The sequence below is a fragment of the Blautia sp. OF03-15BH genome (assembly GCF_003463065.1).
Lineage (GTDB): Bacteria > Bacillota > Clostridia > Lachnospirales > Lachnospiraceae > Limivivens.
In genome coordinates this window covers 1-15,570 of sequence record NZ_QSCM01000002.1, presented here as the reverse complement: position 1 = coordinate 15,570, position 15,570 = coordinate 1, and the positions used below count along the sequence as shown (strand labels likewise).

Here is a 15,570-nt window from a genome sequence, read left to right as displayed (position 1 = left end):
GACCATGATTTTTTGACTGTTCAAATTAGTGGTGTTCCGGCAAGGCTCCTGTCAGCTCAGTGCCTGCCGGAGTGATTTGCTCTCTTTCTCTAACGCCGCAATCCGGTCAAAAGCCTGTGCAAGCTGATACTGCAGGGATTCCATCCGGGCGGTCATATTCTGTCCAAGGGTGCTCACCTCCTTTCTGGTGGAATCAATAGAGGTGATAGCTTTCTGTACCATTTGCACCGCAAGCGGAACGATCTCCGTGTAACTCATCGACCACGGTTCCTCTGTCTCACTCCGGTGTACGGCAGCCAGTTCATTCGCACTGATACCGCACTTTTCAGCCAGATCCAAGGTAGTCTGTGCTCCGAATCCCATGTGAATGCCGTCAGTGCCGGTTTTCCAGTTGAATAATACCGGTTTCAGACGCATAAAAAGATTCTCATACTTTTCCGTGATGCCAGATATGATATTCTTTTCTCGCTCGTCGGAGGTCTGGGATACCGATTTTGCGTAGAATGTACCCGATGAACCGAACGTGTAAATGGCGTCTGTGCCATTTGAACTACCTGCAAGTCTGGAAGCATTACAATAATAGATCCTAAATCCAGGATCCTGTGCATAAGAAGCACCCACCCAGGCACCGTCTGCTGTCCGGACACGCCAGCCAGGAACCAAAGCCCCGGCATCTGTGTTAATTGTATCGTATGCCGCTCCGTCCGGCTTTGCGGCGCCGAGCCAGGTGTTGCTCACACCCTTTGCCGCAAACCGTAAGGACGCCACAGTCCCCCAGGATTTGATTGTGCAGGATTTACCGGGATATGGGTCTGCATAGGAACCGGTATGAAAGACGGATTCGGATTTTGAAGTGATGCCTTTTGTAAATGTTCCAGGACCGTCAATCGCAATATTTGTCCCCCAAATAGCGCCTCTATTGCAAACAACGCCATTGATATTCAACTTTCCGGATTCCAGTTCGATAATTCTCGATGTGTAATCTGCACTCGAATCGCCGAAATGAAAATCAATAAACGGTTTTGCAGCATACAATTCCAGCCCCGCATTTTTGACTGTAAGTCCTGTATCGATCGTGGCTGCTCCGTACACCCTCAGATCATTACTGATGTCCGCAGAACCATGCACACCCAGTCCCGGTGCTACGACACTGCACGAAAATGTAGCCTGTGCGGCGGAACGTGACAAGTGAACGATGTCTTGTATGTACAGCCCGTTCTGGTCAATGCTCACATAACTGTATGTCGATGCTGAATTGCCATTTTTGACCGTTTCGCCGAATGACAAGCCATCAGCACAAAGACCCATTTCTTGCGTTTTGTTGCTCGCATAGCTGTATTTTGCCGATATGGTATCTCCGGCTATATTGACGCTTCCTTTATTACCGGTTTTTGTTGTAATGCTACTACCTGCCAACGTCACACCCGTAATTGTACCGGTTGCCGTCACATCCTTCGCAAAAATCCCATTCACATCCAACCGGTCTGCCGATATGGTTCCGGTAGTGATGTTTGATGCGTTGATGCCGGATGTTACAAGGTTTCCGTCGATCTTGCTATTTCCAGTCACATGAAGCTTTGTCGCACTTACTTCTTTTGCAAATATACCATTCACATCTAGCCGGTCCGTAGAAATCTTACCGGTTTTGATGTTTGACGCGTCAATTGTGGTGGTTCCGGAACTGGAAAGGGAGCTGATTGTCACATAACCGGACAGGTTCAGCTTCGACGCTTCAATCTTTGTAGTTCCTTTGTTGATGATATTCACCACATCGGTCGCACTCAGATTCAGCTTCGACGCTTCAATCTTTGTGGTTCCTTTGTTAATGATATTCACCAGTCCTGCCGCTGTGAGAGAAATCTTGTTTGCAGAAATCTTCACAGATTCACTTGTCTGGTTGATTGCCGAAATTACGCCATCTTTTTTTACCGTCAATGCAATGCTGTCGGACTGCTGTTTGATTGTGGACTCGGCGGCGGTTACTCTTCCGGTCAGATTTATAACATCCGCTCCGGTTGCGTAGTAGGAACCTACCGTGCCAATGATGCCGTCTTTTGTGATCTTCAGTGATGCCTCGGATTTCCAGGATTCCAAGCTAGATAAGCGCTCTTCGTCATCCTCGGGAGCCGGCGTCCAGTCGGTGGGTTTATTGCCTTTTTCGATTTTTAAATTTCTGAATTGGTACCAGGCTCCTGGGGAACTGTGCATACCAACAAAGTATGTGTTTTGGTCGGTTCGTGTTGGCAACTCATTAGATGACTGGACAATCCAAATAAGTTTTGTCCAAGCGTTTGTTACGGTTTTACTTTTTATAGATTTACAGTATTGTATAATACCATTTGTCCCATCACCACAAAGAAATTTAGGGAAAATATCACCAATGTTGGAAGCTTTTACTTCTACGGAAACAGTATAAGTAGTGTTCGGTTCCCATTTGTTACGTCCAATACCACTATATGAGATAATGCTCCATCCAGATTGAGCAGTTGAACCTCGCGTTAATTTACAGCATCTTACTCCATTTTCTACCACTTCGGTTGCAGTATAATCACCTTTTTGCATGGACCACCACCAATTTGTAGTGCCTCGGTTGGTTTTTGTAGCTAGATTCCTCCCACCAACGATCACTCCATCAATCGCCTTGTTGATATCCGTCTGTTCCACCTTCAACGCAATCTGCCCTTTCATTGCTGAAATTTCGGTATTGGTCTGGGTGATTGCCGCATTGACGGTTTTGATTTGACCATCGGAGTAGGTCTTGGCGGAACTCAAAGCATTATTGGCTTTGGTGGTAGCGTCAGATGCCGCAGTGGAAATAGCCGCCGATTTGGCATTGTCGGCTTTCTTTGTTGCATCAGAAGCCGCTGTGGATATTGCAGAACTCTTTGCATCGTTGATAGCCGTGGTATTGTTTGTCTTGAACGTGTTGAAATCCGTAGTTGACACCTTCGCACTGATGCTATCGGCGTTCTGGGTGATTTTGCTTTCTGCCGTTCCAAGTCGGGTCGTCATACCTGCAAGGTCGTTCGTAAGGGTGGTTACCTTGTTCGCAGTACTGGTCAGCCCTTCGGCGGTCTTGGTGACTTCCGCATCCATGCTGACGACTTTTTTCGTGACAGAATCCATCACAGGGTTTGAATATTCAATGTCACCGCCTACGTGGACAATAGCCTGCCGTGTCCAGATGCAGGTGTTTTCCGTCAGTTCGGGAACTGTGTTCTGCCATGTGCCGCCGGTCGGAGTCATGGTGGACGTCGAACGGTAATATTGTGTGTACTGATGATCTACAGCGTCTTCCGGTGCAGGTGTCCAGTCAGTTGCTTTGTTGCCTCGTTCAGCTTTTATAAATCTGTATCGGTATTTACCATTACCGTCTGAATAATTAGCACGTATACCAAACCCATAAACTGTTGCGTCCCCTCTCCACTTATTTGTGACCCGAAAAACTTTTTTCCCACTTGAAGTTTCTATGATACCAAGATTATTAGCAAATGGATTTGCGAGGCGCCATCCACCATCTTGTGACCCTTGGAACCACATTGAAAACGTATGACCCGATTGTGAAGCGAAATCGCTCCATTCGAATTCGATTGTGGTTGTGAATACATCGCCTACTTGTGTATCACCCGGAACTGTTATTCTTGTAAAAGTTCTATTTTGGTTTTCTCCGGTACCCGGTCTTATCCAGTCAGACCATTCTGATGACGTCCATCTCGCTAGATTCCTTCCACCAATCTCCAGACTATCCACACTACTCTTCGCCGCATCTGCCGTACTCTTCGCGGTATTGGCGGTGTTCACTGCGGAATCAGCTGTGGACTTTGCACTGCTTGCCGTCTTGCTTGCGGAATCTGCTGTACTTTTCGCAGTATCGGCTGTGCTGACTGCTCCCTCAGCGGTACTCTTCGCCGCACTGGCTGTCTTGCTTGCGGTGTCAGCGGTTGACTTGGCGGTATTCGCTGTTTTGGTCGCTGCATCAGCTGTACTTTTTGCTGTATTCGCTGTAGACTTCGCCGCACTGATGCCGGATTCAAGACTACCCACTTTCTCATTGTAGGCCTGACTGGTAACGTATGTCTTGCTGACAGTCGTTTTGAACCCGTCCAGATTCTGTTCGGCGGTTGATACCCGGTTTGTCAGTGTCTCTACTGTACTTCCGTCCGCTTTTTTGCTGACCGTGGTTTGCAATCCCGAAATGCTCGCACTGTTCGCATCTGCTGTCTGCTTCACGGTGTTCAGTGTCTTGCTGATTGTATCAACCGTACTTCCGTCTGCCTTTTTGCTGACCGTGGTGGTAAGCGAACTGATTGAAGCAGTATTCGCATCTGCGGTCTGCTTAATGCTGTTGACTGTGTTCGACAGGGTGGTTACGCTTGAACCGTCCGCTTTTTTGCTGACAGTCTCAGACAGCTTCGTGATGGTCGCTGAGTTGGTATCCACGGTCTGCTTGACTTCGTTGAATACGGTCGTACTGACTTTGGTGTTGATGGCGGCGTCAATGTCTTCGGGTGCAGGAGTCCATGGAGTTGCCTTATTACCTTCTTCAAGTTTAATATTTGCTATAATGACGGATATGCCAGGATATAAATTGTTTTCAAGATACACAACTTGGTTGCCCCATACCAGAGTATCTTTCAAAACAATTTTAATTGTGTAATGATATCCGTAGTTTGTTTTTATAGCTGTCTGAGTAAAGGTTTTTACTATAGGTCCGCTAGTATCTGAGTTCATCAGATCCATAAAATTAGCAGATGAACCTCCATCCGTATCGTATGATAGAACATAAGAGCCACCCGGTTTCAATTTATTGAACTGTCCAACTGTAATGCGGTAAGTGAACATCTTCCAGCTGGTTGCTCTCTTATCGCAACCCATTTTTACAGCATTAACACCAAGCCAATTGATTGATTCACAAGAATATTCTCCGTTTGCATGGCTATTCGACCAGTATGTTGCACCTTGATTAGTTTTTACAAGAAGATTCCTTCCGCCAACTGCGATATTATCCACCGCATCATCCGCATACCCCTTCGCACTATTCAATGCCGCATTCGCCTTTGTTGTAGCATCGGAAGCCGCCGCTGAAATAGCTTCAGATTTAGCAGTATTGGCTTTCTTCGTGGCGTCAGATGAAGCCGCTGAAATAGCCGCACTTTTCGCTGCGTTAGCTTTCGACGTTGCGTCAGATGCCGCAGTGGAAATCGCTTCGGACTTTGCGGTATTTGCCTTGGTAGTGGCATCTGTAGCCGCCGCCGATATCGCAGAACTCTTTGCCGCATCTGCTTTGTTTGTCGCATCCTTCGCCGCAGTATCTATTGCTTCTTTCTTCGCATTTGCCACGGCGGTACTGGTAGCCATATCCTTTGTGGCGGTGTCTGTATAGGACTTTGAACTTGCAATAGCCGCAGTTTTCGCAGTATCGGTATACCCTTTTGCACTTGCAATCGCACTACTCTTCGCTGAATCAGCCGCTGTCTTTGTCTCTTCTTTTGTGCTGTAGGTGGTCTCAATCGTGGTTGTGCGGGTTTTGACCGAACTCAACTCCGAATCCATAGAAGTCCTCCAGGATGATGTTTCGCTCTGGAATGTTTTCAGTCCGGTCAAGTCTCCGTTCACCGTAACCAGTTCCTGCAATGCTTTGTTCACATCGGAATCCTTAATGAGAACCCACTCATAGACCGGTGCTGCACTTGTCCCAGTGTTTGTGAACCGGTAGCAATACCCATCTGCATTTCCGCCGGCATTGGTCACGTAGCAGATATCACCGACGTGCTTTGCTCTGATGGAATTATCTGTCCATGATACCGCAGGGGAGTTCTTGAGTGTCGGGATGGTATCGGACGTATATGTCTGAATGGCTGAATCAATCTGGCTCTGCAATCCATTTTGAATATTGTCCAGATACTCCTTCGTTGGAACTTCTTTTGACAGCTTTGTCAGATCAATAGATTTATCACCAATCCGCTGCCCGTTGATGGTTCCGACAGTGAGGTTGTCCGCGTTTATATTTGTAACATTGATCTTACTTGCATCGATGGTTCCGGCGGTCAGCTTATTCGCTGATACCGACGCAATCTTGGCGTCTGTGATCGCACCATCCCTGATCAGTGCGGAATCAATTGTTCCGGCTTTCACATTTGCCAGGCTAATGTCTGCATATCCGGCAAGAAGCTGTTTCGTTTCAGTCTTGCTGATATAGGCTCCCTCGATTGTTGCTACTCGGGCTGTAAGACTCCCCACGTTGAGATCAGTAATATCACCCTTGAGAGCGTTCAGCGATTCGATTGTTGCGTATGTCAGCTTCGCATCTGCGGCTTTGAGAGTGGTGGTTTCCAGGTTCTCGATTTTGCCGTTTGCTGCTGAAAAGTTCTCAGCCACAACATTCTTGTAGCTTGCCAGATCACCGGTTACTGCGTCAATTCGGGCAGAGGTGGCGGTGAAGTTTTTTGCCGTGGCAGTTTCGAAATCGGCTTGCTTGGCTTTGAGGCTCTCAAAGTCGCCGGTTTTGAAGGATGCGAAATCTCCAGAAAGTTTTTTGATCTGGGCGGTCTGGGTGGAAAACTCGTTGGCGGTGGCAGTTTTGAATTTGGCATAATCGGCGTTCAAATCATGAACTGTTGCGGTTGTGGCGTTCAGATTTTCGATAGTAGCAAATTTGATATCTGCATCAGTCGTTTTCAGATAGGTACTCCGAATAGTTCCGATGTCTGCCGTTACTTCCTTGATATCAGTCTTGATCCCGGAAATGGTGTTGCTTGTCTGGATTCCAGACTCCACACCCTCTTTGAATCCCAGAATCTGATCTGTCGTTACTTTATCAACCGTATTTCCGTTAATGCTTCCATCCAGATTTTTCACAGCTTCTATAATGCTTGCCGCCTCTTTCAGTCGGGACTGGATCTCATCGAACGTTTCCCGTGTATTCGCAATATCGCATGTGTTTTTATCTGGATCGCCCGGATATTCTACAATTTTTGTAATCCGCTGCGTGTCACGTATTCCGGTCTTGCGGTCAATCAGCGTGATTGTGTCGCCTAAATTGTACTCTAAAATGCTGTACTCAGCACTCCGGTACGCCAGATCGCGGACGTCTGCCGTATAGGATTTCTTCGGGATTGACAGGTCTTTCAGCTTTTCGGTTGCATCTTCCATCAGCGCGGTAGCATCCTCGTAGCTGGCGTCCTGCCAGATGTACGGGATAATCTTCTTCGAATACTGGAAATTGTCGATATATTCCTTTCCGCCATTCACCGCAGTGATCTTTAATCCGTCTTTTCCGACTGGAATAATGCGGGTGTAAAAATCGTAGGTATCACCAGACAATGTCAGTTTACGGAGGTTTAATCCCTGAAGGAAATAGACGCCTTTGTCCTCGCCAAATTTCTCTTTAAAAGAAACCGTCTTCGCCTTGCTGTCAACTTGCATCTCGCACATGAACACTGTGCAGATTTTCTGCAATACAACTTTACTTGTGACGTTCTGTAAACCCATGCTCCTTTTCTTGCCTACGGTACACTCTGCCACACGCCATCCGGTTCCAGCCAGTGCCAGATTTGCAGTATCCCGCAGGCTGGAATCTTTCGCCAGGAAGGTTTCCCAGGTCTTGGCCTCCAGCTCCTCCGTGTTCAGTGTAGCGGTATATTCCGGATAACCGTCTGATGTGATCCGAATAGCTTTCACCACATATTCATCATCAGAGGTCTGGATATAATACTCATAATCGATCTTTCCGGCTTTTCCCAGATATGTAAAAGAGAGCGTCTTTTCCGCAGTAGAAAGAACGCTCTCAATCTTGCAATCCCGGCATTTTTTTATATATCCCACAGCCTCGTGGGACTGGTTAAATATTTTCAGCATGAAGGAAAACCTCCTTCGTTTATTCCTCGATCATGAACAGGAGCAGCCCCAGCTGGTTACTGTCCAGTTCAATGCCATCCAGCTGCTCCAGGGCAATTGTGTGGATATTTACGTCTGCCACATCAATATCCAGTAACTCCTGGATTTTTGCTTCGTATTCCGCCTGTTTTTTTCCGGGCTTCATGATGATTGAAAGGTTTCCGGCTTTCTTGTTGTAATCCTTCATTTCCTGTTCATATTCCGCTGTTCCTTCAGGACTTGTAACCATTTTCTTTTTCAGATTCTCAGCTGCTTTTTCCTCAGCATCCTGGTCACGGTATTCTGTAAAAACCTCATCTCTGGCATCGTTGTAGGGTTTCAATTTCTCCAGAAATCCTCTCATATTCTTCTTAATGGCATAGGTGATTTTCACCCGGCCTTTAAAAAGTTTCTCCCCCGTCCGTTTGTAATGTGCATTTTCCAGACTCTGAATGTAATCCAGACCGTTATAATTTGCAATCATATCTCTGTTTGTCATAATTTTTCTCCTTTCTTACATAAACCGCGGCTTGAATTTCACGGTCATTGTCATGTTTGAATTATTACAGGTAATCGTATTTACTCCCGGAAATAATACCGGGGCTTCCCAAAAATCCGTATCTCCGGCTTTCAAAGTGCCATCCTGTGTCACCAGGCCGCTTTCCCCATCGATCACAACTTTTTTTCCTGCCACCAGATTTCTGATTGTGACAGGATAATCATTTTTACTGTCCGGATCCCGGCAGAAGCCCGACACGGTAATCGATGCTGAACCGATAACCGGGTTGATTTCCAGAGTAGCCGGGGTAATGATATTGCCTGGATTATTGATTGACAGAGCATTTGCCCCGGTCGCTGAAAGCTCCGGTCCATACTCATATCCCTGGAGCTCCAAGGTCAGTTTGTGCCAGCGGTCCTGACGGTAGTTTACCGTCTCTTCAAAACTGGCATCCTTGGACAATACTACTCTGAATTTGTGTGTGAATCCGTCCAAAGTGATATCCGCCGGTTCCAGCAGGGCAGCCACGATATTGGAACGATCCATGGTCATAACCTCCCTGGTGGAATCCTTGATCAGTAATGTTACTTTGATGGTTTTGAACCCAACCGTGCCGCCGATCAGGAATGGATCCGGAGAACCCCGGTCCCATTCACTGCTGTTTGTGATCGCATGATTCCCGATTGTCACAGCCCATTGCCTGGCATGCCACCTGGAAATGTCTATTCCGTTGATCTGCATTTTTTTGCCTCCTTAGAATCTTCCCCTATTCTGTGCCCGGGACTGTAAGGCCAGTTCCTGTGATATCGGTTTAGCCACCTCGCCCACCAGTTTGCCGGTGTCAAGCACAATCTGCGTAGATCCGGAAGTGTTTGCTACAACTTTTTGCATCTCACTGATCAGCTGACTCAGAAGATTGTATGTGTTCCCGGTGTCTACGTTTACATTTATTCCCGGAACCTGTGCTTGCACCTCAGCCGCCGTGCTGACTGCTTTTGCCGCCCCGGCATCAATTTGCCGCAGGTACTGTTCTAGTGTGATGTTTCCCATGCTCTTTCCAGTAGTGCTTTCCACCAGTTCACGGATCATCTCCTGTGCCGGTTTCACTGCCGCTTCCGTGTTCTTCTCGATTCCGACCCCGACTCCTGCCGGAATGAATTCCCCGACTTCATCCTCGAACAGTCGTGACGGGGATTTGATCTTTGCCGCTTTCTTCGTTTCAGAAACGATCTTTTTAACCATTGCGGTCGTATATTTCTTGATCTTCTTTGAATCGTTCATGGCGTTCAAAATTCCGTCGAGAGTGTCTTTGCCAATCTTTTCGCCGTCTTTTGACAATGTGGACAGATTCGTAGCGATCGTTGTTGTAGTGTTCAAAAGGGATGATTTTGCATTCTTACCGGAAACCTTCGTGTATAATCCCTGCACATACTTCGTGACCGTGTTCTCGCCGATTTTTCCGGCTTTGTTCGCCAGATTTTCAAGAGATGTGTTCATTGGCTTTTCCAGTTCGTTTACGCCGTTCAGATACTCTTCTGTAGCGGTTTGAATTTCCTTCTTTGCGTTTGCCTTGAGAACAGCAATTTTCTGTTCGCTGTTCTTATTCAGCTGTGCAATCTGGGCATCACCGGCGGCTTTGGCATCTGCGATACCTTTTTCCGTCTGCTTTTTCAGATCCTCATTCTCTTTTTCAGCTTCGTTCTTGGAAATTTCATGCTTTTTCCGCCAGAGCGCAACGTATTCGTTCAGCTCGGCATCCGTCATGCCTTTGCCTTCCATGCCTTCTGGAAGATCGTTATTCAGTACATGAAGCATTGCGGAAGCTTCCGGTCCCATGTCTTCTAACTCTTTGATGAGGTCTTTGTCTATGCCTTTGTCACGGAGTTTCTGCAGCTGTTCCTTCCAGTCGTCATAGCCGACTACCTGTGTTTTCAGATTGTAAAGAAGTGTTTTTCCGCTTTCTGACTCTGACTGAAATTTATCGGTCAGCCTCATGGAATTGTAGATGGTTTCCTGTCGGCTCTTCACGGAATCAGCATATGTCTTGTTCAGTTCATCTATTTTTTCCTGCGTTTCTTTCGTTACATCAGCAATAGAATCCTTCAGATCATCCGTAACGTCCTGTATATCATCCTTCAACTTCGAATTGATATCCGTAACTTTGTCCAGGTAATCGTCTTCCAGATTCTTCAGTGATTCGTTCAGCGTTTTTCTTGCCTGGAAGTATTTTTTGTCCGCCTCTTCCCGTTCTTTTGTTCCGCGTTTGAACTTTTTCCGCACCGTGTTCCAGTAATCTACCTCGGCTCGCTCAGATACTTTGAAGTACTGTTTATATGTATCCAAGGCCCCGCCGCCCAGGGCGTAATCTTTCTTCTCTTCTGCTGCCGCAGTATTCGCGCTCTTTCCACTTTTCTTTGCGTTTTTCCACTGCTCATATGCATCCGTATAGGCTTGTGTGCCTTTTTTTACCTTTTTCAGCACTGCTGCCCAGTATTTTTCTTCTTCCTGTATGCTGATATTGTAGTAGACTTTCATGTTTGACAGATGTTTGTTTGCGGCACTGTAAATTTCTGAATAATACTCTGAATCCGTCTTATTGACAGTTTTTTGATTGCTTCCACTTCCCTGTGTCTTTGTCCTGGACACGCTGCCGGCTGTTTTGTTTGCCGCTGTCTGCATATTCAGAATCTTTTTGTTGATTCCGGCAATTTCCTGCTGGGCTTTTTTATATGCCGCAGTTCCTTTTTTCGTGTTTGCAGCTACTTTTTGCCAGAAATATTTTTCATCGTCAAGAGAAGTGAACTGGCGTTCTTTGTACTTATCCAGCCAAGCCGTGGCAGAATTTAAAACGTCCTGTGACATTTTGGTGGAAGCGTTTTTCGCAAGAACTGCGTTTGATTTGATGCCCCACGCCATACCTTTTGCAACCTGGGCGCCAACCTCTTTTTCAAACACTTTTGATGGCGAGTGAATACCCATAGCCCTTTTTACCGCATTGAGAGCTTCAACGGCCATACTGACAGCTTCATTGATTGCCTGGCTTTTTCCCTGTGCAATTCCACGAGCCAGTCCGATGGCCAGCTGATTACCGGCCGCCCGGAAATTTTCTTCATATCCTGCAGCCGCACTGGCTCCGTTTCCGGCAGCTGATCCAGCAGCATTGCTGACCTGGTAGGAAAAGAACGTCATGCCGGCTGCCATTGCGGTGATCAACATTTTTCCGGCAGTGCTGTACGCTCCGGCATTATCGTTGATTGCTTTTTGTGCGGTTTCCACGACCTGTTGAGCGGTGGATTTCGTGTTGTCGGATTCACCCTGGATTCCGGAAGCGGTTCCTTTTCCGAGTGCGGCTCCGCCTTCTTTTCCGGCTATCTCCAGATCTATGTTGTTTGCCGCTAAGAGTTCGATCAGATCCGAATAAGCATCTACCGCATCCTGTCCGCCGGCTTCGATTCCTTTACGCAATTCGTCTACTCCTTTAATACCACAACTCTCTGCGATTTCCGCCAGGCCCTCGAACTGACCTTTGATTGCTTCGTTCATCATTGCTATTGCCTGTTCCGGTGATGTGGCTCCAGATGAAATACTGTCCGCCAGGCCTTCCGGAATCTGTACGCCGCAGGCAACCGCAGTATCTACTACCTCATTCCAGGCCGTTTTTGTGTCTTCCGTCAGCTTTTCCCAGGCTTCTCCGCCGTACTGCACTGCATAGTCGAACGCATCCCGCAGGTCTGAGAAATCTTCTGCGGATGAAGCAAACTCTTTCATTCCTGCTTTGTATGCGATTGTGTTTGCTGCTGCGGTTTTTCCGATTTCACCAGTCAGGTCCATTGCTTCCATGTAATTATCCGAAATTCCCTTGACCTGCTCTGCTCCATACTCCCCCTGATTCTCCCACGTCCAGACCATGTGTTCTAGGGCATTTGCTCCTTCCATTCCCATGCTTTCGATGTACTGGATAAATTCCGGCGATACCAGACTCTTTCCTTCCTCATCTGTCATTTCCCGGAGCTTCTGGAGATTCTCCTTGTATTTCTTAATAGCCTCGATCTGGCTGTTGAGGTTCTTGTTCATCGCCTCGGTGGTGACATCCGCCCCGCCGTCGTCCTTCTCGAAGAGATCAAACAGGCTGATCTTGTTCTGCAGGCTTGATTCGATGCTCTCTCTCGTAGAATTGTAGGCATCAAGGATTTCCTGTGCGGCTGTCCGCTGGGCTTCGGCGGCTTCCTTTGCGGCATCAGCGGCTTTCTGCTGGGCTTCTTTTTGCTTCTCAGCTGAATCTGTTGCTGTATCCCCGAGCTCTTCCGTGTTTTCTTTTACTTCTACTGCTTTCGGAATCCAACTATTCAGCACATCGGCATTTTCTCCAATGCTGCTTCCTAAACGGTCAAAGCCCTTTGCGCCAGTCAATATTTTTTTATTTGTTTCTTCCTGGACTTCTACGATTTCTCCGTTTTCGTTAAAATAGAATCCATATTCTTTTGTTAGTTCATTCAAAGACGGAATTAAATCTTCGATGTTCCCTTTGGCATCTTCCAGCACTTTATTTGCAGCTTCTTGAGTATCTTTGGCACTCATGAGATTATTTCCTGCGGTTCTCAGGTTTTTTCCGTAAGCACCAGTGAGTTTTTCATACCATGTTGCATCATAGTTTCCTTTTTTTAGTGCTTCGTCATATTCTTCCTGTGCGGCCGTCGCCGCATTCTCAGCTTTGACCACATTTAGCTGTGCATCAAACAGGGCTTTATAAGCTTCTTCTCTCGCCTCCATTGCTGCGTTTTGCATAACCAGGCGTTCCTGATTGCTTATCAAATCCTCGATTTGCTGATTTGTCAAATCTAATGAATTTTTTTCTTCATTAAAACGTTCTTTTAACTCTGGAATGCTTGCCGAAAGTTCTTCTACAATACTTTTTAATTGATATTTCTGATATTCATTTTTATTTTCTACCCCGTTCAGTTCCAAAAGTTTGCTTTTATAATCTTCCAGACCCGATACATCTATCTTCGCTGTATCAACGGTCTTTGATGAATTTTTCGTTAATTTTGAAACCTCGTCTGTGGTTTTTTCAACATCGTTTAGAAATTTTCTTAGCGTCGTCTGTTGAGGTGTGATTGAATCTGTTATTCCGGATATAACTGTAGTCAATCCTTCAACGGCATTTGTCAAGGGACCACTGACGTATTCATATGCCGCAATTCCAAGGCCTTCCGTTGCGGATTCCAACTCCGTCATTTTACCTTTCAGATTGTCCTGCATGACATCCGCCATGTCCTCTGCAGCCCCGGAACAACTTCGGAGTTTTTCCTCATACTCCGCCGTTGTATCTGCTCCGGTATTCAAGATCATGTTCAGACCTTTGATACTGTCAGACGTGAAAGTAGAAAGCAATGCCGCCTGTTTTTCGGCATCTCCCATGCCTTTTGTAGCTTTTTCCACATCTTTGAGGACATCCGTCATATCACGGAAGTTACCATTGCTGTCCATGACTTTGACATTTGCATCGCCGATAGCAATTGAACCGTCCTCCATCTTTGAGGTCATATCACGCATCATAGCAGCCACAGCAGTTCCGGCTTCTGCTCCGCGGAGGCCATTATTCGCAAGTATTTCCAAAATGGAAGTAGTTGTTTCGATATCTTGCCCAGCTGAGTGCATATTTGCCGCACAGTTCTTATAAGATTGTGCCAGTTCTGCCGCTGTTGTGGAACTGTTCGCCTGTGCGAATGCCATCATATCGGCGATCTTGGAAGCATCTGACGCCTGCAGGTTGAACGCAGAAATATTATCTGTCACCGCCTGGGACGCATCAGCCAGCCCCATTCCGGAAGCTGCTGCCAATTGCAAAACGCCATCGATTCCAGATATGGACTGTTCCACCGTCCAGCCTGCCAGGGACATATTTGTAAACGCAGATGCCGCTTCCGTCGCGGAGAATTTTGTTGAATTTCCGAGTTCTTTTGCTTTTTGTGTCAATGCCTGCAGCTGTGTCCCGGTTGCCCCTGAAATGGCAGCTACCTCACTCATTCCTGCTTCGAATGAACTGCCTACGTTGGCAGCGTATTGAATGGCCTGCGCTGCTTTATCCACAACTTGTCCCAGCGCATTTACTGCCACATCCGCTGCTTTCGCTGCTCCGGCGGCGAACCACGCATCCTTCTTGTCTATCGTCGCCATTGCTGGTCCTTTTACAGCTTTCCCGTACTCATCAATGCTTTTTGCACACTTGTCCGCCGATGCCGCGGCTTCATCCATGTAGCGGGCATTTTCGGCTACCGCATTGTTTGCTTTGATGACCTGAGCCTCTGCGGTATTCAGTTTTGTTTTCCAATCCTCAACTTTGTTTCCCGTCTTCTGGTATTCTGTCTGACACCGACTCAGTTCGGTTTTAGCTTTTGTGACTGCTGTATTTTGGTCATTCAGTTCTTCTTCCAGCTTTTTGACCGCTTCCTGCTGCTCTTTTACGGCATCACTTGAGGAACCGTTGGCCTTCTCCAGCTCTTCCAGCTTCTGCCTGGCCTGCTGGTAGGTTTTATTCAACTCTTCCAGCTTCTCTTCCTGGGCACTACAGGCCTTTTCCATTTCCTGAATCTTTTTTCCGCCGCTCTCATAAGCCCTGGTGGCGTTTTCCAGCCCCTGCTTCGTAGCTTCCACTTTCTGTTTCTGCTGCTCCAGGATCTTATTTAAAACCTCGCCTTTCTTGGTCAAAGCCTCCATGCTGTTCTGATTGCCATCATATTGTGCTTTGATAAGGTTCAATTCTGATTTCAAAGAAGTGACACTTTTATTTATGCTGGTTACGCTGCTTCGAAACTGCCGCTCACCTTCCAGCCGGATCCCCGCTACAATATCATTTTTTCCTGCCATATTCTGTCTCCCACACATAAAAAGAAGCGTCTACCTTTTTTTGGCAGACGCTCGTTTGTTATTTTCTCTTTGAATTATCGTATATATAAATGTGAATTGGATCTTTCATGTATCGAATCAACCATCTGATCAGCTTGTATGCTCCAAAAATAATTCCGGCCGCAAGCAAATACAAAACGAACCAAAACGTTCCGCTCTCAGATGCAATTATAAATCCAAAAATGAGAAATACAGCAAAAATACAAACTTTCAAATTCTCCATTTCCCATACCGTTACTGAAAACTTATAAAAAGTTATAAACTTCCATGTTTCATTCCTACTTCAACGA

General features: G+C 46.6%; 4 protein-coding genes. All 4 read right to left on the bottom strand.

Features of this window, described 5'->3' with window-relative positions; all coding sequences use genetic code 11:
* Window positions 1-51 precede the first annotated feature (51 nt).
* The 4 genes from DXA57_RS02830 to DXA57_RS02815 are packed head-to-tail and all read right to left on the bottom strand — an operon-like array spanning window position 52 to window position 15,241.
* Window positions 52-7,857, bottom strand: coding sequence for a phage tail spike protein (locus DXA57_RS02830; RefSeq protein WP_117764428.1), 7,806 nt, complete (start codon window positions 7,855-7,857; stop codon window positions 52-54).
* A 19-nt stretch (window positions 7,858-7,876) separates the two neighbouring features.
* Window positions 7,877-8,374, bottom strand: a complete 498-nt coding sequence (locus DXA57_RS02825) for a hypothetical protein (RefSeq protein WP_117764426.1) — start codon at window positions 8,372-8,374, stop codon at window positions 7,877-7,879.
* A 15-nt stretch (window positions 8,375-8,389) separates the two neighbouring features.
* Window positions 8,390-9,115 carry a phage distal tail protein gene (locus DXA57_RS02820; protein WP_117764424.1) on the bottom strand — a complete coding sequence of 242 codons (726 nt, stop codon included), beginning with the start codon at window positions 9,113-9,115 and terminating at the stop codon, window positions 8,390-8,392.
* A 12-nt stretch (window positions 9,116-9,127) separates the two neighbouring features.
* On the bottom strand, window positions 9,128-15,241 hold the full coding sequence (locus DXA57_RS02815) for a phage tail tape measure protein (protein ID WP_158571222.1): 6,114 nt from the start codon (window positions 15,239-15,241) through the stop codon (window positions 9,128-9,130).
* Between the last annotated feature and the right edge of the window lie 329 nt (window positions 15,242-15,570).

Excerpts from the sequence above, each read along its gene's own strand:
- DXA57_RS02830 (WP_117764428.1), bottom strand. The coding sequence starts at position 7,857 with ATGCTGAAAATATTTAACCAGTCCCACGAGGCTGTGGGATATATAAAA.
- DXA57_RS02825 (WP_117764426.1), bottom strand. The coding sequence starts at position 8,374 with ATGACAAACAGAGATATGATTGCAAATTATAACGGTCTGGATTACATT.
- DXA57_RS02820 (WP_117764424.1), bottom strand. The coding sequence starts at position 9,115 with ATGCAGATCAACGGAATAGACATTTCCAGGTGGCATGCCAGGCAATGG.
- DXA57_RS02815 (WP_158571222.1), bottom strand. The coding sequence starts at position 15,241 with ATGGCAGGAAAAAATGATATTGTAGCGGGGATCCGGCTGGAAGGTGAG.